Annotated in this window: 16 protein-coding genes; 15 read left to right on the plus strand and 1 reads right to left on the minus strand. The window is 71.6% G+C overall.

The window, feature by feature from the left end; translation table 11 throughout:
* Nucleotides 1–10: 10 nt before the first annotated feature.
* On the minus strand, nucleotides 11–1,351 hold the full coding sequence (gene murA / locus ACZ60W_RS11750; protein WP_266966371.1) for a UDP-N-acetylglucosamine 1-carboxyvinyltransferase: 1,341 nt from the start codon (nucleotides 1,349–1,351) through the stop codon (nucleotides 11–13).
* Between the two features lie 290 nt (nucleotides 1,352–1,641).
* Here murA and ACZ60W_RS11755 point away from each other — a divergent pair, with 290 nt between their 5' ends.
* The 15 genes from ACZ60W_RS11755 to ACZ60W_RS11825 all read left to right on the plus strand — a co-directional run bounded on the left by ACZ60W_RS11755 (nucleotide 1,642) and on the right by ACZ60W_RS11825 (nucleotide 19,760).
* The gene (locus tag ACZ60W_RS11755; RefSeq protein WP_469755176.1) at nucleotides 1,642–2,202 is read left to right on the plus strand and encodes a YqgE/AlgH family protein; all 561 of its coding nucleotides are present in this window, start codon (nucleotides 1,642–1,644) and stop codon (nucleotides 2,200–2,202) included.
* Between the two features lie 29 nt (nucleotides 2,203–2,231).
* A complete protein-coding gene (locus ACZ60W_RS11760) occupies nucleotides 2,232–2,519 on the plus strand; it encodes a DUF3039 domain-containing protein (RefSeq protein ID WP_361862690.1) in 288 nt (95 codons plus the stop codon).
* A gap of 257 nt (nucleotides 2,520–2,776) precedes the next feature.
* Nucleotides 2,777–4,081, plus strand: a complete 1,305-nt coding sequence (locus ACZ60W_RS11765) for an extracellular solute-binding protein (protein WP_469755177.1) — start codon at nucleotides 2,777–2,779, stop codon at nucleotides 4,079–4,081.
* A gap of 5 nt (nucleotides 4,082–4,086) precedes the next feature.
* Entirely contained in the window at nucleotides 4,087–5,049 is a 963-nt protein-coding gene (locus ACZ60W_RS11770) for a carbohydrate ABC transporter permease (protein ID WP_469755178.1), read from the plus strand.
* Nucleotides 5,046–5,885, plus strand: coding sequence for a carbohydrate ABC transporter permease (locus ACZ60W_RS11775; RefSeq protein WP_469755179.1), 840 nt, complete (start codon nucleotides 5,046–5,048; stop codon nucleotides 5,883–5,885). Before ACZ60W_RS11770 ends, ACZ60W_RS11775 begins: the two co-directional genes overlap by 4 nt.
* 4 nt (nucleotides 5,886–5,889) lie before the next feature.
* The gene (locus ACZ60W_RS11780) at nucleotides 5,890–7,539 is read left to right on the plus strand and encodes a beta-N-acetylhexosaminidase (protein WP_469755180.1); all 1,650 of its coding nucleotides are present in this window, start codon (nucleotides 5,890–5,892) and stop codon (nucleotides 7,537–7,539) included.
* Nucleotides 7,540–7,832: 293 nt separating this feature from the next.
* Nucleotides 7,833–8,708, plus strand: a complete 876-nt coding sequence (locus ACZ60W_RS11785) for an FAD binding domain-containing protein (protein WP_402470604.1) — start codon at nucleotides 7,833–7,835, stop codon at nucleotides 8,706–8,708.
* Nucleotides 8,705–10,507 carry a (2Fe-2S)-binding protein gene (locus ACZ60W_RS11790; protein ID WP_469755181.1) on the plus strand — a complete coding sequence of 601 codons (1,803 nt, stop codon included), beginning with the start codon at nucleotides 8,705–8,707 and terminating at the stop codon, nucleotides 10,505–10,507. Before ACZ60W_RS11785 ends, ACZ60W_RS11790 begins: the two co-directional genes overlap by 4 nt.
* Complete coding sequence (locus tag ACZ60W_RS11795) at nucleotides 10,504–12,825, plus strand: xanthine dehydrogenase family protein molybdopterin-binding subunit (protein WP_469755182.1); 2,322 nt, start codon at nucleotides 10,504–10,506, stop codon at nucleotides 12,823–12,825. The genes ACZ60W_RS11790 and ACZ60W_RS11795 overlap by 4 nt, the downstream gene beginning before the upstream one ends.
* A gap of 120 nt (nucleotides 12,826–12,945) precedes the next feature.
* Nucleotides 12,946–13,425: a hypothetical protein gene (locus tag ACZ60W_RS11800; protein ID WP_469755183.1), complete on the plus strand. Its 480-nt coding sequence runs from the start codon at nucleotides 12,946–12,948 to the stop codon at nucleotides 13,423–13,425.
* A 52-nt stretch (nucleotides 13,426–13,477) separates the two neighbouring features.
* Nucleotides 13,478–14,992 carry a hypothetical protein gene (locus ACZ60W_RS11805; protein ID WP_469755184.1) on the plus strand — a complete coding sequence of 505 codons (1,515 nt, stop codon included), beginning with the start codon at nucleotides 13,478–13,480 and terminating at the stop codon, nucleotides 14,990–14,992.
* A 17-nt stretch (nucleotides 14,993–15,009) separates the two neighbouring features.
* Nucleotides 15,010–16,254, plus strand: coding sequence for a type VII secretion-associated serine protease mycosin (gene mycP, locus ACZ60W_RS11810; RefSeq protein WP_469755185.1), 1,245 nt, complete (start codon nucleotides 15,010–15,012; stop codon nucleotides 16,252–16,254).
* 49 nt (nucleotides 16,255–16,303) lie between these two features.
* Nucleotides 16,304–16,723, plus strand: a complete 420-nt coding sequence (locus tag ACZ60W_RS11815; RefSeq protein WP_469755186.1) for a hypothetical protein — start codon at nucleotides 16,304–16,306, stop codon at nucleotides 16,721–16,723.
* A 47-nt stretch (nucleotides 16,724–16,770) separates the two neighbouring features.
* On the plus strand, nucleotides 16,771–19,113 hold the full coding sequence (locus ACZ60W_RS11820; RefSeq protein WP_469755187.1) for a hypothetical protein: 2,343 nt from the start codon (nucleotides 16,771–16,773) through the stop codon (nucleotides 19,111–19,113).
* Entirely contained in the window at nucleotides 19,110–19,760 is a 651-nt protein-coding gene (locus ACZ60W_RS11825) for a hypothetical protein (RefSeq protein ID WP_469755188.1), read from the plus strand. Before ACZ60W_RS11820 ends, ACZ60W_RS11825 begins: the two co-directional genes overlap by 4 nt.
* Nucleotides 19,761–19,762 lie beyond the last annotated feature (2 nt).

The following is a 19,762-nucleotide window of genomic DNA, read 5'->3' on the forward strand; positions in this document are numbered from 1 at the left end:
CCGTGAGGCCTTACACCAGCGCGCTGCCGGGGAGCTCGACCTTGGCGCCGAGCTCGACGAGCTTCTCCATGAAGTTCTCGTAGCCGCGGTTGATCAGCTCGATGCCGTGCACCCGGGAGGTGCCCTGGGCCGCCAGCGCCGCGATCAGGTACGAGAAGCCGCCGCGCAGGTCGGGGATGACCAGGTCGGCGCCCTGGAGCTTCGTCGGGCCGGAGACGACCGCCGAGTGCAGGAAGTTCCGCTGGCCGAAGCGGCAGTCGGAGCCGCCCAGGCACTCGCGGTACAGCTGGATGTGCGCGCCCATCTGGTTCAGCGCGGAGGTGAAGCCCAGCCGGGACTCGTAGACCGTCTCGTGGACGATGGAGAGGCCGGAGGCCTGCGTCAGCGCCACGACCAGCGGCTGCTGCCAGTCCGTCTGGAAGCCGGGGTGCACGTCCGTCTCCAGGTGGATCGCGTTGAGCGAGCCGCCCGGGTGCCAGAAGCGGATGCCCTCGTCGTCGATCTCGAAGGCGCCGCCGACCTTCCGGTACGTGTTGAGGAAGGTCATCATCGAGCGCTGCTGGGCGCCGCGCACGTAGATGTTGCCCTCGGTGGCCAGCGCCGCCGACGCCCAGGAGGCCGCCTCCAGGCGGTCCGGGAGCGCCCGGTGGGTGTAGCCGTCGAGGCGGTCGACACCGGTGATCCGGATGGTCCGGTCGGTGTCCATGGAGATGATCGCGCCCATCTTCTGCAGGACGCAGATCAGGTCCTCGATCTCGGGCTCCACGGCGGCGTTCGACAGCTCGGTGACGCCCTCGGCGAGCACCGCGGTCAGCAGCACCTGCTCGGTCGAGCCGACCGAGGGGTACGGCAGCCGGATCTTGCAGCCGCGAAGGCGCTGCGGCGCCTCCAGGTACTGGCCGTCCGCCCGCTTCTCGATCGTGGCGCCGAACTGGCGCAGCACGTCGAAGTGGAAGTCGATGGGCCGGCCGCCGATGTCGCAGCCGCCCAGGCCCGGGATGAAGGCGTGGCCGAGGCGGTGCAGCAGCGGGCCGCAGAAGAGGATCGGGATGCGCGACGAACCCGCGTGGGCATCGATGTCGGCCACGTTGGCGGACTCGACGTGCGTCGGGTCGAGGACGAGCTCGCCGGGCTCCTCGCCCGGTCGGACCGTCACTCCGTGCAGCTGGAGCAGTCCGCGGACCACGCGGACGTCACGGATGTCGGGCACATTGCGCAGGCGGCTGGGGCCGCTGCCGAGCAGTGCGGCGACCATCGCCTTGGGCACGAGGTTCTTCGCGCCGCGGACGCGGATCTCGCCCTCCAGCGGGGTTCCGCCGTGGACAAGCAGGACATCGTCTGTGCCGGTCATGAATCTCGCGTTCCGGAGTGGGGTCGGTCGGGTGGCCAGAGAAAAGGGTAAAGGTCTATGAGACCCCGATCGGATGCCTCGGGGGGTCTGTCAGATGTAATGAATTCGGCACAACACCCTCTGTTTCCGTGATCTTGCGGAGCGTCACCGTCCGCTTGTGTCGCCGGGGCGTCCCGGGGGTCCGCCGCCGTCGCGTCCGACCTGCGGCTCCGGACCGCGACGGACCCCGCCTTCCCCGCAACGGGCCCGACAACCCACGCGAAGGCCGAACATGCGGGATCATGTGTCGCATGACCGAGGTGTCCTCGCTCACAGGCCGACTGCTCGTCGCCACCCCCGCGCTGGCGGACCCGAACTTCGACCGCGCGGTCGTCCTGCTGCTCGATCACGACGACGAGGGCTCGCTCGGCGTGGTCCTCAACCGGCCGACCCCCGTCACCGTCTCCGACATCCTCGCCCCCTGGGCGGGCCTCGCCGGTGACCCCGGCGTCGTCTTCCAGGGCGGGCCCGTCTCCCTCGACGCGGCCCTCGGCGTCGCCGTCATCCCCGGCGACGAGGGTCCCCTCGGCTGGCGGCGGGTGTACGGGGCGATCGGCCTGGTCGACCTGGAGGCCCCGCCGGAACTGCTCGGCCCGGCGCTCGGCTCCCTCCGGATCTTCGCCGGATACGCGGGCTGGGGCCCCGGCCAGCTGGAGTCCGAGCTCGGCGACGGCGCCTGGTACGTGGTCGAGTCCGAGCCCGGCGACGTCTCCTCGCCGCAGCCCGAGACGCTCTGGCGGCAGGTGCTGCGCCGCCAGCGCGGCGAGCTCGCGATGATCGCGACCTACCCGGACGACCCGTCCCTCAACTGAACCCCCGGCTTTCAGTACCCTTGGCGGTTATGAGCACTCTCGAGCCCGAGCGCGGGGCAGGTACGGGGACCCTCGTCGAGCCGACGCCGCAGGTGTCCAACGGTGACGGCGACCACGAGCGCTACGCCCATTACGTCCAGAAGGACAAGATCATGGCGAGCGCCCTCGACGGCACCCCCGTCGTCGCGCTCTGCGGAAAGGTCTGGGTGCCGGGGCGTGACCCCAAGAAGTACCCGGTCTGTCCGATGTGCAAGGAGATCTACGACTCCATGGGCGCCGGCGGAGGCGACAAGGACAAGGGCGGCAAGGACAAGTAAGCGGGTCCTGACGCCGGGGACGGCCCCCGTCGCACGTACTTCGGTACGTGCGACGGGGGCCGTTCTCGTATGTCCGGGGCCGGTCGGCGGCGCGGCCGGACGCCGTTGCACAGGGTGCTTCCGCCGGTCACGGAGTGGTTGAGGTGGTCGAGACCTCTTGTCGGCCCGCCGGAACGCGGCCTAACCTCACGCGTGTTGTGCAGCACGAAACACCCATTGCACATGCTGCAACGTGCTCGTCCGGAGGGGATTCCGTCATGAAGTTGCCCGCCCGCCTCGCCACCCCGGCCGCCCTGCTCCTGCTGGCCGGACTCACCGCCACCGCCTGCGCCCCCCAGACCTCCGGCGGCGGGGCCGCCACGGACGACAAGAGCGGCACCCTGCGCGTCTGGCTCTTCCAGGAGGTCGGCAACAAGCCCAAGGAACAGGTCGTCGACCAGGCCGTCGCCGCCTTCGAGAAGAAGCACCAGGGCACGAAGGTCGAGGTCGAGTACATCCCCGTCGAGACCCGCGCCCAGCGCGTCAAGGCCGCCTTCAACGACCCCAGGTCCGCCCCCGACCTCATCGAGTACGGCAACACCGACACCGCCGGATACGTCAAGGACGGCGGCCTCGCCGACATCAGCGCCGAGTTCGCCGCCTGGGACGAGGCCGCCGACGCCGACGCCACCGCCAGGCAGTCCGTCACCGTCGCCGGAAAGGTCTACGGCGCCCCGCTCTTCGTCGGCGTCCGCGCCCTCTACTACCGCACCGACGTCTTCCGGGAGCTCGGCCTCACCGCCCCCAAGAGCCAGGCCGAACTCGTCAGCACCGCGAAGAAGATCCGCAAGGCCAGGCCCGAGCTCTACGGGATCGCCGTCGGCGGCGCCTACACCTACGGCGCCATGCCCTTCGTCTGGGCCGCCGGCGGCGAACTCGCCACCGCGGACGGCGACACCCACAAGGCCGCGATCAACAGCCCCGCCGCCCTTCAGGGCATCACCACGTACACCTCCCTCTTCGGCGACGACAACTGCCCCGCGGCCAAGTGCGCCCAGATGGGCGGCAACGCGACCGTCACCGCCTTCGCCGCCGGCAAGGCCGGCATGGCCATCGGCGGCGACTTCAGCCACGCGGCCGTCGAGGCCGGCACCGTCAAGGGCAAGTACGCCGTCGTCCCGCTGCCCGGCACCACCCCCGGCAGCATCGCCCCCGCCTTCGCCGGCGGCAACAACATCGGCGTCCTGCGGAGCACCACCCACCGCACCCTCGCCGTCGACCTGCTGAAGTCCCTCGCCGGCAAGGACACCCAGGCCAAGCTCTTCGACGCCATGGGCTTCCTGCCCACCTACACCGACGTCCGCGCCGCCGCGGCCGGCCGGCAGCCCTTCGTGAAGCCCTTCACCGACACCCTCGGCGCGGGCACCCGGTTCGTCCCGGCGTCCCCCGGCTGGGGCCAGGTCGACGCCTCCCAGGTCCTGCCCACGATGTTCCAGGAGATCGTCAGCGGCCGTAAGGCGGTCAAGGCGGCGGCCGACGACGCCGCACGGAAGATGGACGCGGCCTTCGCGCCGGCCGGCTGAGCCCCATGACCACCCAGCTCACCGAGAAGCGGACCGGCCCGCCCGCGCCCCCGGCCCCCCGGGACGGCGCACGGGCCGGCCGCGCCCCCCGCCGCGTCGCCCCCTGGACCCCCTGGCTCTACCTCCTGCCCGCCCTCGTCGTCCTCGGCGGACTGCTCCTCTACCCCGTCTACCAGCTCGGGCTCATCTCCTTCCTGGAGTACACCCAGGCCCAGGTCAGCGGCGGGCAGCCGACCTCCTTCAAGGGCTTCGGCAACTACACCGCCCTCTTCGCCGACCCCCAGTTCCGGACGGTCCTCCTCACCACCGTCGTCTTCGCCGCCGCCTGCGTCGTCGCCACGCTCGCCGTCGGCTGCGCCCTCGCCGTCCTCCTCACGCGCGTGCGCGCCCTGCCCCGGCTCGTCCTCATGACGGCCGCGCTCGGCGCCTGGGCGACCCCCGCCATCACCGGCTCCACCGTCTTCGTCTTCCTCTTCGACCCCGACTTCGGCCCCGTCAACCGGCTCCTCGGACTCGGCGACCACTCCTGGACCTACGGCCGGTACAGCGCCTTCGCCCTCGTCCTCCTCGAAGTCGTCTGGTGCTCCTTCCCGTTCGTGATGGTCACCGTCTTCGCCGGCATCAAGGCCATCCCGTCCGAGGTCCTGGAGGCCGCCGCCCTCGACGGCGCCTCCCCGTGGCGCATCTGGCGCTCGGTCATGGCGCCGATGCTCCGGCCGATCCTCGTCGTCGTCACCATCCAGTCGGTCATCTGGGACTTCAAGGTCTTCACCCAGATCTACGTGATGACCAACGGCGGCGGCATCGCCGGCCAGAACCTCGTCCTCAACGTCTACGCGTACCAGAAGGCCTTCGCCTCGTCCCAGTACAGCCTCGGCTCCGCCATCGGCGTCGTCATGCTCCTCATCCTGCTGGCCGTCACCCTCGTGTACCTGCGCCTGCTGCGACGTCAGGGAGAAGAACTGTGAACGTCCTCCGCATCCGGCGCCCCGGGCGTCTCCTGGCCGAGGCGGGGGTGCTGGCCGTCGCCGTCGTGGTGGCCTTCCCGCTGTACTGGATGGTGCTGTCGGCGTTCAAGCCGGCCGGTGAGATCCAGTCGGCGCATCCGCGGCCGTGGACGCTGGCGCCGTCGCTCGACTCGTTCCGGCGGGTGCTCACCCAGGAGGAGTTCGGGCGGTACTTCGTCAACTCGCTGATCGTGGCGTGCACGGTGGTCGTGGCGTCCGCGCTCATCGCCTTCCTCGCGGCGACGGCCGTCACGCGGTTCCGCTTCCGGTTCCGGACCACGCTGCTGATCATGTTCCTGATCGCGCAGATGGTGCCGGTCGAGGCGCTGACCATCCCGCTGTTCTTCCTGATGCGGGACCTCGGGCAGCTCAACACCCTCGGCTCGCTGATCCTGCCGCACCTCGCCTTCTCGCTGCCGTTCGCGATCTGGATGCTGCGGGGCTTCGTGAAGGCCGTGCCCGAGGCGCTGGAGGAGCAGGCGCAGATCGACGGCGCGAGCCGCACCCGCTTCCTCTGGCAGATCCTGTTCCCGCTGGTGCTCCCCGGCCTCGTCGCCACCAGCGTGTTCTCGTTCATCTCCACCTGGAACGACTTCCTGTTCGCCAAGTCGTTCCTCATCAGTGACACCTCGCAGTCGACCCTGCCGATGGCGCTGCTCGTCTTCTTCAAGCCCGACGAGAACGACTGGGGAGGCATCATGGCCGGGTCGACCGTGATGACGATCCCGGTGCTCGTCTTCTTCGTACTCGTACAGCGCCGCCTGGTCTCCGGACTGGGCGGGGCGGTGAAGGACTGACGCGATGATCTCCGACCTGGCCCTCATCCCCGCACCCCTGTCGGCCGAGAACCGGGGGAGCGCCCCCGGATACGTCCCGCTCGACGCCCGCACCACGATCGACGCGGCCCCGGGCACCGAGTCCACCGCGCGCTGGCTGCGCGCCGCCCTGGGCGCCGCCACCGGACTGCCCCTCGCCGACGGACCCGGCCCGGGCGCGATCCTGCTGCGGACCAGCGAGGAGGTCGAGCGGGAGCACGGCCCCGAGGGGTACCGCCTCTCCACCGACGGCTCGGCCGGCGACGCCGCCGTCCTCATCGAGGGTGGCGGGCCCGCCGGCGTGTTCTGGGGCGCCCAGACCCTCCGCCAGCTCCTCGGCCCGGACGCGTACCGCGGGGCGCCGGTACGGGACGGCGGCTGGGCGCTCCCGCCCGTCACCGTCGAGGACGGGCCCCGCTTCGGCTGGCGCGGCCTCCTCCTGGACGTCTCCCGGCACTTCACGCCCAAGGACGACGTCCTGCGCCAGCTCGACCTCCTGGCCGCCCACAAGCTGAACGTCTTCCACTTCCACCTCACCGACGACCAGGGCTGGCGCATCGAGATCAGGCGCCACCCCCGGCTCACCGAGGTCGGTTCCTGGCGGGCCCGCACCAAGTGGGGCCACCGGGCCTCGCCGCTGTGGACCGAGACGCCCCACGGCGGGTTCTACACCCAGGACGACATCCGCGAGATCGTCGCGTACGCCGCCGAGCGGCACATCACCGTCGTCCCCGAGATCGACCTGCCCGGCCACTCGCAGGCCGCCATCGCCGCCTACCCCGAGCTCGGCAACACCGACGTCGTCGACACCGCCGCCCTCACCGTCTGGGACACCTGGGGCGTCAACCCGAACGTCCTCGCCCCCACCGAGGCCGTCCTGCGGTTCTACGAGGGCGTCTTCGAGGAGGTCCTCGAACTCTTCCCGTCCACCTTCGTCCACGTCGGCGGCGACGAGTGCCCCAAGGACCAGTGGAAGGCGTCCCCGGCCGCCCAGGCCCGCATCAAGGAGCTCGGGCTCGCCGACGAGGACGAGCTCCAGTCCTGGTTCATCCGGCACTTCGACCGCTGGCTCGCCGACCGCGGCCGCCGGCTCATCGGCTGGGACGAGATCCTGGAGGGCGGTCTCGCCGAGGGCGCGGCCGTCTCGTCCTGGCGGGGCTACGGCGGCGGCATCGCCGCCGCCACCGCCGGCCACGACGTCGTCATGTGCCCCGAGCAGCAGGTCTACCTGGACCACCGTCAGGCGCCGGGCGAGGACGAGCCGGTGCCCATCGGCTTCGTCCGCACCCTGGAGGACGTCTACCGCTTCGAGCCCGTCCCGCCGGGCCTGCCGCCGGAGGCCGTCGCCCACATCCTGGGAACCCAGGCCAACGTGTGGACCGAGGTCATGGAGAACCGCTCCCGGGTCGACTACCAGGTCTTCCCGCGCCTCGCCGCCTTCGCCGAGGTCGCCTGGTCCGCGCTGCCCGCGCCGGACGCCCGCGACTACACCGGCTTCGAGCGGCGGATGGCCACCCACTACCGGCGCCTCGACGCCCTCGGCGTCGACTACCGCCCGCCCGCCGGCCCCCACCCGCGCCAGCAGCGCCCCGGGGTCCTCGGCCGCCCCATCGAGGGGGCGCCCCCGAACGTGTGAGGGTCCCGCCGTCGACGTCCCGACGCCCCGACGTCGATCGTGTGAGAGGCCCGGCGCACCCGTGTCACCCAAGAGCGGCGAAACGGAAGTCACCGCCGCTCCTGGGGTGTAACGGACGGAACAGTCCTTCGCGGACCCTCGCGCCGGACCGCTCGGAAGATGTGCCAGAGTTGCCACGTCCGGCGTGTGAGCACGTACGGTACGCCCACACGCAGGCGCGACGGCAGACGTGACAGCAGGCGCGCGGCCGGGCACAGTCGGGGACCACCGGGACACCGGGAAGGGGCAGCGGGTTGACCACGCACGCACCACAGACGGCGCAGTCCGTGACGCTGCCCGCCTCGCTCGACGAGGCCGTGGCGGCGCTCACGGCCATGCCGGCCGCCGTGCCCGTCGCCGGCGGCACCGACCTCATGGCCGCCGTCAACCGCGGCCAGCTCCGCCCCGCCGGACTCGTCGGCCTGAGCCGCATCAACGAGATCCGCGGCTGGCAGTACCAGGACGGCCACGCCCTCCTCGGCGCCGGCCTCACCCACGCCCGGATGGGCCGCCCCGACTTCGCCGCCCTCATCCCGGCCCTCGCCGCGGCCTCCCGCGCCGCCGGACCGCCCCAGATCCGCAACGCCGGCACCCTCGGCGGCAACGTCGTCACCGCCGCGCCCACCGGCGACTCGCTGCCCGTCCTCGCCGCGCTGGAGGCCGACCTCGTCGTCCTCGGCCCGCTCGGCAGCCGCGAGATCCCCGTCTCCCACCTCCTGGCGGGCCGCGACCTCCTCGCCCCCGGCGAGCTCGTCGCCTTCGTCCGCGTCCCCCTGCTCCACGCCCCGCAGGTCTTCCTCAAGGCCACCGGCCGCACCGGCCCGGCCCGCGCCACCGCCTCCGTCGCCGTCGTCCTCGACCCCGCCCGGCGCGGCGTGCGCTGCGCCGTCGGCGCCGTCGCCCCGATGCCGCTGCGCCCGCTGGAGGCCGAGCGCTGGATCGCCTCGCTCGTGGACTGGGACAACGACCGAGGCCTCGCCCCCGAGGCGCTCGCGGCCTTCGGCGAGTACGTCGCCGCCGCCTGCATCCCTGACCCGCCGGGTGACGAACAGCTGCCCCCCGGCGTCCTGCACCTGCGGCGCACCGTCGCCGCACTCGCCCGACGGGCACTGGGGAGGGCACTGTCGTGAGCACCAACGACCAGCACGGGGACGACACCGGCCAGGGCGGCTACCCCGGCGGCTGGGAGCCGATCCCGCAGAGCGAGGGGTACGACGGCGACGCCACGGCGTTCGTCCAGCTGCCCCCCGACTTCATGCTCGACGGCGTCCCCCTGGAGGCGCCCGGGCACGGCTACGTCCCGCCGATGATCACCCCGCTCCAGCCGCTCACCCCGGCGGCCGCGACCGACCCCTCGGCGACCGGCACCTGGAACGTGCACCTCCCCGCGGAGGCCGAGCAGACCCAGTACTTCGACGCCCCCTACCCGGGCCTCTCCCCGTACGACGGCGCCCCCGAGTACACCGACCGCCACGACGCCTACGCCGAGGGCCACGAGGCGTACGCCGACGGTCCCGAGTACGCCGGAGGCCACACGGGGTACGAGGGGCGGGGCGAGTACGACGGCCGGCAGGGCGAGTACGACGGGCGGGGCGAGTACGACGGGCAGGCGGCGGGCTACGACGCCGGGCAGCCCGGCTACGACGCCCGGACCGACTACCCGGACTACGCGCGTCAGCCCGAGTACCCCGAGTACGCGGGCCGGGACGCGCACTCCGAGCGCGACCCGCACGCGACGGCCGAGTGGCGCTTCGGCGAGGCGGTCGCGCCCGCCCCCGCCTCCGGCACCACGGGCCAGTGGGAGATCCCGGTCGTGCCCGACACGGCCGAGGCGGCCGGCGAGGAACCGGGCGAGTTCGCCCCCTCCGCCCTCGCCCCCTACGCCGAGGCCCCCGCGACCCTGCCGGGCGGCGCCCCGGCCCCCTGGACCCTCTCCGCGGAGCCGTCGGCCGAGGAGGCCGTGACGGCTCCCGGCGCCGCCGGGGACGTCCCCGGAGCCCCGGACGAGGCCCGGGAGGACGCCTCGGACGCCCACGGGCCCGCCGCCGGGTCCGAGGGCCCGGGCGACTCCGACGGCCTCGACGGCACCGGCGACGAGCGGCCCTCGGACGTCGCCGAGGGCCCGGACGCCCTCGACGGACACACCGCGACCGAGGCCGACGGGCCCACGGGGGCGGACGAACACCCCGCCCCGGACGGCCCGGACGGGCATCCGGGTCCCGACGGGCATCCGGGTCCCGACGGGCATCCGGGTCCGGACGGGCCGGACGTCGTGCCCGGGGAGGCCGTGGCCGCGTCCCCCGCCGCCGCCCCCACCCCGAGTCCCTACGCCTCCACCGACAGCGACGAGCACCCCCACACCTCGTACACCCTGCGGGTCAACGGGGCCGACCGGCCGGTCACCGGCTCCTGGATCGGCGAGTCGCTGCTCTACGTCCTGCGCGAGCGGCTCGGGCTCGCCGGAGCCAAGGACGGCTGCTCGCAGGGCGAGTGCGGCGCGTGCAACGTGCAGGTCGACGGCCGGCTCGTGGCTTCCTGCCTCGTCCCCGCGGCGACCGCCGCCGGGAGCGAGGTGCGGACGGTCGAGGGCCTCGCCACGGACGGCGAGCCGTCCGACGTGCAGCGGGCGATGTCCCGGTGCGGCACGGTCCAGTGCGGCTTCTGCATCCCCGGCATGTGCATGACCGTGCACGACCTCCTGGAGGGCAACCACGCCCCCACGGAACTGGAGACCCGACAGGCGCTCGCCGGCAACCTGTGCCGGTGCTCCGGCTACCGCGGCGTGCTCGAAGCCGTCCGCGACGTCGTCGCCGAGCGCGAGGCGAGCGCCGCGGCCACCGCCGCCGAGACCTCCGACGACACCCGTGCCCCGCACGAGGTGCGCGTCCCGCACCAGATCCCCCACCCGCACGACGGAGGCATGGCGTGAGCAGCGACGGGACCACCGCCGTTCCCGTAGTCCTGGACGTTCCCGGAGCCGTCGGCCAGGAACCGGCCGCGCACGGCCTCGGCACCTCGCTCCCGCAGGCCGAGGCCCGCGCGAAGACCGAGGGCACCTTCCCGTACGCCTCCGACCTGTGGGCTGAGGGCCTGCTCTGGGCGGCGATCCTGCGCTCCCCGCACCCGCACGCGCGGATCGTCTCCGTCGACACCGAGGCCGCCGCCGCCATGCCCGGCGTACGGGCCGTGGTCACCGCCGCCGACGTGCCCGGCGCCGCGACGTACGGCCGGCGGGTCGCCGACCGGCCCGTCTTCGCCTCCGACCTGGTCCGCCACCACGGCGAGGCCATCGCGGCCGTCGCCGCGGACCACCCCGACACCGCCCGGCTCGCCGCGGCGGCGATCACCGTCGAGTACGAGGTCCTCGACCCGGTGACGGACCCGGAGAAGGCGTTCGAGGCCGAGGCGCTCCACCCCGACGGCAACCTGATCCGCCACATCCCGCTGCGCTTCGGCGACCCCGAGGCCACCGGCGAGGTCGTCGTCGAGGGGCTCTACCGCATCGGACGCCAGGACCCCGCGCCGATCGGCGCCGAGGCGGGCCTCGCCGTGCCCCGCCCCGACGGCGGCGTCGAGCTCTACACCGCCTCGACCGACCCGCACACCGACCGCGACCTGGCCGCCGCCTGCTTCGGCCTGCCGCCCGAGCAGGTCAAGCTGGTCGTCACCGGCGTCCCCGGCGCCACCGGCGACCGCGAGGACCCCGGGTTCCAGATCCCGCTGGGCCTCCTCGCGCTGCGCACCGGCTGCCCGGTCAAGCTCACCGCCACGCGCGAGGAGTCCTTCCTCGGCCACGCCCACCGCCACCCCACCCTGCTGCGCTACCGGCACCACGCCGACGTCGAGGGCCGCCTGGTGAAGGTCGAGGCGCAGATCCTGCTCGACGCGGGCGCCTACGCCGACTCCTCCTCCGAGTCCCTCGCCGCGGCCGTCGCCTTCGCCTGCGGTCCGTACGTCGTCCCGCACGCCTTCGTCGAGGGCTGGGCCGTCCGCACCAACAACCCCCCGTCCGGCCACGTCCGCGGCGAGGGCGCCCTCCAGGTGTGCGCCGCCTACGAAGCCCAGATGGACAAGCTCGCCGGCAAACTCGGCGTGGACCCGTCCGAGTTGCGCATGCGGAACGTCCTGGCCACCGGCGACATCCTGCCCACCGGCCAGACCGTCACCTGCCCGGCGCCCGTCGCCGAACTCCTCTCCGCCGTACGGGACTTCCCGCTGCCCCCGCTGCCCAAGGACACCCCCGAGGACGACTGGCTGCTGCCCGGCGGCCCCGAGGGCGCCGGCGAACCCGGCGCCGTCCGGCGGGGCGTGGGCTACGCCCTCGGCATGGTGCACATGCTCGGCGCCGAGGGCACCGACGAGGTCTCGACGGCGACCGTCCGGGTCGTCGACGGCGTCGCCACCGTCATCTGCTCCGCCGTCGACACCGGTTCGGGCTTCTCCACGCTCGCCCGCCAGATCGTCCAGGAGACCCTCGGCATCGACGAGGTCCACGTCGCCCCCGTCGACACCGACCAGCCCCCGGCCGGCCCCGCCGCCCACGGCCGTCACACCTGGGTCTCCGGCGGCGCGGTCGAACGCGCCGCCAAGATGGTCCGCACGCAGCTCCTCCAGCCGCTGGCCCACAAGTTCGGCATGTCGACGGAGCTCCTCCAGATCACCGACGGCAAGATCACCTCCTACGACGGCGTCCTCTCGACCACCGTCACCGAGGCCATGGACGGCAAGGAGCTCTGGGCCACCGCCCAGTGCCGCCCCCACCCCACCGAGCCCCTCGACGAGGCCGGCCAGGGCGACGCCTTCGTCGGCCTCGCCTTCTGCGCGATCCGCGCCGTCGTCGACGTCGACATCGAACTCGGCGCCGTCCGCGTGGTCGAGATGGCCGTCGCCCAGGACGTCGGCCGCGTCCTCAACCCCGCCCAGCTGGCCACCCGCATCGAGGCCGGCGTCACCCAGGGCGTCGGCGCCGCCCTCACCGAGAACCTCCGCACCGCCCGGGGCCTCGTCCGCCACCCCGACTTCACCGGCTACGCACTCCCGACATCCCTGGACGCCCCGGACATTCGCATCGTGAAACTCGTCGAAGAGCGCGACGTCGTCGCCCCCTTCGGCGCCAAGCCCGCCAGCGCCGTCCCCGTCGTCACCTCACCCGCCGCCGTGGCCTCAGCCGTACGCGCCGCCACCGGCCGCCCGGTCAACCGCCTCCCGATCCGCCCCCAGGCCGCCGTCGCCGTGCCCAATTCGTAACCATGTGATGTCCGTTGCTTGTGCAACCGAGAGGTGCGCACTGTCGTCGTTCCTGACTACAGTGAACTTCTAGACTTGTGCGGTACACAGCATGGTGGTTCACGGGGGAGGGACGCGGGCATGCAAGCTCCGATGGAAGGTCTGTCGGCCGGGATGCGGACGCAGGCCGTCAAGTACAGCGCCGACTCCATCGGCGAGTTCAAGACCGAGGTCGACAAGCTCATCGACTCGCTCGACGGCACGATGAAGGTGGCGGCCGACCCCAACGGCACGGTGACGGCGGTCGACCGCAGCAAGTTCGGCGGCGGCGGCGCCGCTTGGGCCGAGGCGCAGAGCGCCTACGCCTCCTACTCCAAGGTGCGCCAGAGCCTGGTGGACCTGTCCAAGCTCCTCAAGGACTGCCTGGAGGGCCTCGGCATCGCCGTCGTCGCCTCCCAGGACGGCATCGAGACGATGGACGAGGACCTCAAGCTGAAGATGCGCGGCATCTACGAACGGACGAAGGACGCGCACGACAAGTCCGAGCAGCAGAAGACGGATCAGGGCGCCCAGCCGGCCGTCGGCAGCGAGGGCACCTCGGGCGGCGGCACCTTCCAGTAGGCGCGGCCGACACGTCAGGACACACGGGGACACGGGGAAGAGGCGAAGAGAGATGATTCCGGCAGACGGCGGCGACGGCGGCGGAGGCGTCGGCGGAACCAACTTCCGCGACATGAGTCACCAGCAGATGCTCACCTGGCTCAACGAGGCCAGCAGCTTCTACGTCGGCGACGCGGCCGGCGTGCTGAGTACGACCGGCGCGAAGCTCACCGAGATCGCCGGGCGACTCGTCGACCGCATGAAGGAGATGGACTGGGAGGGCGAGGCGGAGAAGGCGTTCTCCGAGTGGACCCTCGCGGTCGCCAAGTCCACCTCGGACCTGGGTACGTACAGCAAGGACGGCGCGTACTGGATGGAGGGCAACGCCTCGGCCATCGCCGCGGCCGCCAGCGCCATCCCCCGGTACGTCTCGTACGAGAGCGCCAAGGCCAACCTCGAAGCCGCGCGCAAGTACCACAACGACCCGGACGCGCAGACGATCGCCCGCGACGCGAAGAAGGCCAGTGACGAACTGGCGACCATCGAGGGCAAGGAGCGCGCCAACCAGCAGGCGGCCGCCACCGAGATGGAGCGGCTCTCCGCCACGTACCAGTGGTCGAGCACGCAGATGTCCGGCATGGAGCCGCCCACGTTCCCGCCGCCGCCGGGGGCGTTCGTGCCGGAGAACCCCAACCAGGTCCGCCAGGGCTCCGAGTACATCGGGTCCTCTCCGCAGAGCGGCAGTCGCTTCTCGGGCACGGACTCGGGTACGACAGGCCAGCAGACCCGGCCGCAGCAGCACGTGCCGAACACGCCCGACACGACCGTCGTCCCGCCGACCGGGGATCCGACCGGGCCCACGCACGTCATCCGCCCCGAGGTCCGGCCCGACGTGCCGGTGGACCTCGGCATCGACAGCGTGGACACCAAGCCGCACACCCCGACCGTGCCGACGACGCCCACGCCGGGCGGCCCGCCGCCGCTCACCAAGCCGGACGGCGCCACGCCTCCCTTCGTGACCCCGGGCATGCCCCCGCTGAACGTGAAGGGCGGCGGTCCGGGACCGCTGGGTCCGACCGGTCCCGTCACCGGCGGCACGCGCAACCAGCTGCCCCACGGCGGCCTGCGCGGCATGCCGGGCCCGCTGGGCGGCCCCCGCGAGGGCATCAGCGGCGGCCGTGCGGTCCCCAACACCACGGGACGGCCGCAGACGGGCATCCCGCGAAGCACCGTCATCGGCAACGAGCCCACCGGCCGCAGCGGCACGGGCATGGGCCGCGGAATGGGCGGCGGCCACGGCATGGGCGGCTCCATGGGCGGCGGGGCCGGCCAGAACGGCATCAGCGGCGGACGCCGCCTCGCCGGCGAGACCGGCGGCGTCGTCGGCGGCAAGGCTCAGCGAGCCGGTACGGCCGGCGGCACGGGGGCCGCGCGTCCCTTCACGCCCGGAGGTTCCGGTCTCGTCCGCGGGGGCACCCCGCAGTCGCGTGAGCGCGAGGAGCAGAACGGAGAGCGTCCCGACTACCTGGTCGAGGACGAGGAGACCTGGCAGCAGGGCCGCCGCGTGGCGCCGCCCGTCATCGACTGATCAGCGCGAGGAAACAGATGTCTACCAGCCGTACGCGTCGGAGCCGTGCCCGCGTCACCGCCTCGGCCGCCTTGGGGATGCTGCTGGTGGGCATCGCTTCCGTGCCCGCCCACGCGGAGAGCATCCGCTCGCAGCAGTGGCACCTCGACGCCTTCGGCGCGGAGGAGATCTGGCAGTACAGCACGGGCAAGGGCATCACCGTTGCGGTGATCGACACCGGGGTGGACAAGAGCAACCCGGACCTTCGCGGGCAGGTGCTCGAAGGAAGGGACTTCGCGTCATCCGAGGAATCCGGTGACCAGTTCACGGACTACGGCGGTCACGGTACGGGCATTTCCGGCCTGATCGCCGGGACGGGTGCGCGCGACGGTGGGAACGGGGCCTTCGGTCTAGCGCCAGGCGCCAAGATCCTGCCGATTCGACTTCCCGGCCTCAAAGGGGGCAAGACCAACATGGTCGAAGGGGGGAAGCGATTCAATCAGGTAGTCCCTCAAGCGATTCGATACGCGGCCGATTCCGGTGCCCAAGTCATCAACATGTCTGTGGGTAACGACACCGGCTCGCCGGCCCTCACCGACGCGGTGAAGTACGCCTTGGGCAAGGGCTCCCTCGTCTTCGCCTCCGTCGGGAACAGCGGTGACAAGAGGAATCAGGTCGAGTACCCGGGGGCGACCCCCGGAGTGGTCGGTGTCGGCGCCGTCGACAACAAGGGCACCCGTATCCCGATGTCCGAGTACGGCGATCAGGTCGACGTCGTCGCCCCCGGCAAGGACGTCGTGCACGCCTGCGGCGGAGGCACGGGCCTCTGCAAGTCCAGCGGTACCAGTGGAGCAACCGCCCTCGCCTCCGCCTCCGCCGCCCTCCTCTGGTCGAAGCACCCCGACTGGACCAACAACCAGGTCCTGAAGGTCATGCTCGACACGATCGCAGCCCCCTCCGGCGGCGAGAAGCGCAGCGACTACGTCGGCTACGGGGCGCTTCGGCCCCTCCGGACGCTGAAGACCCCGGGCGACCCCGGTCCGGCCGACGTCCGGCCGATCGACGACCTGACCGAGGCGGCGCCGACGGCGTCCGCCACGCCCTCCGCCGGCGGTGACCTGCCTTCGGCGCAGCCGGCCGCCGAGGAGTCCTCCGCCGCGCCCGGCCCCGTGGCGAGCGAGGAAGACAGCGGCACCGGCCTCTGGATCGGCCTCGGCATCGGCGCCGCCGTGCTGATCGGCGCCGCGGTGGCCGTACCCGTACTCCGTTCGCGGCGGAGCTGAACGCACCGAGCGCCGCCGGAACGTCCGTAACTCACCCATGGGGAAGTAGATGTCGTTCGACGAGGAGTGGAGCAAGGTCCGCAGCGAGACCGCGGCGATGCGGCTCAACAGCGTGCCCGCCGAGGGCGGCGGTGGAGGCGGAGGCGGCACCGACTACAAGGTGACGTCCGCCGAGCTCAGGGCGATCGGCAACGAGGCGCAGGAGCTCTTCCACTGGTTCGAGCGGGACGCGTTCCACGCGGGGGCGCAGACCGACGCGGCCTCCAAGAGCCTGGACGGTGACGGGTTCCTCACCGGGTCGGCGATGTGGACGATGTGGGACACCTGGCGCGGCCAGGCCGAGGCGCTGCTGAGCGCCTGCGCGCACATCCACAACCACTTGGAAGACACCGTCACCAGCCACGCCAACCACGAAGAAGTGCTGGTCACGAACTTCTCCATGTCCGAGATCGACAAGCACTTCAACTGAGCCGACGCCGGTGACGGCGAAGACCGTCCGGCTGACGAGGGAAACAGATGCTGAAGTTCGACCAGGTCCTCCACGCACGGCTCGGCGGCCTCAAAGAGGCGGTCACCGTCTGGTCGGAGACGGTGAGCAAGCTGGAGAAGACCAAGGAGAAGGCGGAGACCGGCCTCCAGGGCAAGGCCGAGAAGGCCGACTGGAAGGGCGAGAACGCCGGGGTGACCCAGGCGTTCGTCCGCAAGACGGCCAAGGAGTTCGGAGACGCCCTCACCGAGGCGCGCAGCATCCGCAACATCCTGAGGGACGCCGAGTCCGAGTTCCAGGGCGCGAAGAGCGATCTGGAGAAGCTCGTGCACGAAGCCCCGGGAAAGGGCATGCGCATCGACGAGACGGGCACGGTCGGGTACCTCATCCGCCCTGACAGCCGATCCAAGGACTACGACGGTCCGAAGCCCCAGCCAGCGGACTTCGATGCCATGCGCGCGGCGGTCAAGGCCGCGATCGACCGCGCGAACAACGCGGACGACGTCGCCTCCCGCGCCCTGCGCGGTCTCGTCGGCACCGACAAGATGAACTTCTCCGGCACGGACTACGACTCCCTCAAGGCCGCCTCGAAGGCGCAGGACGCCGAGGACGCGCACGCCGCCTACGAGCTGTACAAGAAGGGCGACCAGGCCACCCCGGAGGAGATCGACCGGCTCAACGCCCTCTTCAAGGCCAACCAGAAGGACCCGTACTTCGCCGAGAAGTTCGCCCTGGAGGTCGGGCCGAAGGGCAGCATGGAGTACTGGGCCGACATGGGCGACCCCAGTGACGGCTCCCGCCTCGGCGTCGACCACCGGGACAAGCTCAAGGAACTCCAGACGAACTGGAGTCTGACCCTCGCCACCGCGACTCATTCCACCAGCCCCGAGATGGAGCAGTGGAAGGCCGACGTCATCAAGGCCGGCAGCGAGCCCATCCAGACCCGCGGCACCAGCCCGTACGGCTTCCAGGTCATGAGTAACCTGATGCGGGTCGGCGACTACGACGACAAGTTCCTCAAGGACTACGGCAACGGCCTCGTCGCCACCGAGCGGAAGATGACCCACGACGGGCGGCTCCCCGCCGACCGGGCCTGGCACCAGACGACCGGCATGTCCAGCCACCTGAACTGGATGGGCGGCGACCTCGGCAACGACCCCATGATCGGTTTCATGGAGGGACTCGGGCACAACCCGAAGGCGTCGACGGACTTCTTCAACGGCTCCGTCGACCTCACGCCCGAGAACACCAAGGACGACAAGAAGCTCGACCCGTTCGACTACTTCACCAAGGACCGCGAGTGGCCCGAGGAGCTCAACGACAAGGGTGACAGGACCAAGGAGCCCGGCTACAACGCGCTCGGCCACGCCCTGGAGTCCGCGACCACCGGCCACCCGTACGACGCCGAGGCCGAGGGCCTCAAGGACGTGCGGACCAAGGACAACGCGGAGGTCATGCAGAAGGTCGTCGAGCGGTACGGCAGCGACCCCAAGTTCATGCACCAGCAGCCGGGCATCGACGACAGCCTCAGCAAGATGGGTGCTGCCTACATCGACGAGTTCAACCGTTCTCTTGAGCAGGAGAACCAGACGTCGATGGAAGAGATGCCGAACTCTCCCTTCGGCGCGCGGCACAACGAGAAGGGTGAGCCCCGGTTCGGCGCGGAGTTCGAGGACTCGCTGCTGTTCAACCGAGGTGACGCGGTCAACTTCCTGAGTACGGTCGCCCAGAGCGAGACCGGGCACGCCCAGCTGTCGGCCGCCCAGACGGTCTACACGACGAGCGTGATGGACGAGGTGGCGCCCAAGCCCGGTTCCGGCCCGGCGCGGGACCTGGACCTCACCGACGCCAAGACCACGCTGCGAATCGGTGCGGAGACACACTCGATCTTCGACCAGTCGCGGATGGCCCAGATCGATCAGCAATACGAGATCGATTCGGAGGAGCACAAGAAGGCCGTCGGGCGCACCACGGAATGGGTGAAGTTCGGAGTCGGGGCGGCGGCGGCAGGAGGCGTCGCCGCGCTGACCGGAGGGGCGGGCGGTGTGCTGGTCCCGCTGGCCGCGGAGACCGTCGGAGGTGCCGTGACGACCCTGATCGGCATGGAAGCAGACGACATGGCCGAGAAGTACTCGGAGGACGAGCTCCTCAAGGAGAAGTCGGACAAACTCAAGGACGACGCCCTGGACAAGGGCAAGAACAATGCGCTGATGCCCGGCCAGGCATACGCGAGGACTCCCGGCTGGAGCCGGGACGACGCCAATTATCTTGAGGAAGAGCTCACCAAGTACGTGAAGGACAGCAGGGGCCACGTCAGGGACGATTCGCTGCCCGACCCGTACGACGAGAAGAAGGACGGCAAGGTCACATGACACCGATCCGCGCGCGGGGCGCCTGGGCAGGAATCGTGCTGCTCGCCTTGTCCGCCACGGCCTGCTCCTCCGGGGGCGGCGACGAGGCGGCCAAGGGGCTGCCGGTGTCCGAGGTGTGCGGTGGGTTCGCGTCGGAGGCCGCCACGGCCTCGGCACTTGAAGCCATCGCGGGCAAGGACGCCCGGCTGACGAGCGACGGATCCGAGCCGGACAGAGTCGTCGACGAGCTGAAGAAGGCCGCGGGGACGCCGCAGAGCGGTAAGAAGCGGCAGAAGGACATCCCGTTCTGCACGCTGGAGACGGCGGGGGACGAGAAGAACGTTCTGAGCATCACCTTCCGTGAAGCCCTCGCCATCCCCGGCGACGAGGGCAGCCGCGACATCGTGACGTTCTTCTCCACGGGGAAGCGGGCGACCTCCTCGGACCTGCACGCCCAAATCCACTTCGCGTGTCGGATGAAGGCGCCGGCTCACGAGATCGTCATCTCCGCCGAGTTGGAGCGGGCCGACGAGAACGAGGCCGACCACGCGGGCATCAGGAACGATCAGATCACCCTCGTCAACACGGCGGCCCGGTCCGTCTCGGCCCAGCTGGGCTGCGAAGGGGACGGGCTGGTCGACGGTGTGCCGGCACAGACACAGCCGTAGGA

This window comes from Streptomyces sp. NPDC104202 (genome assembly GCF_055584185.1).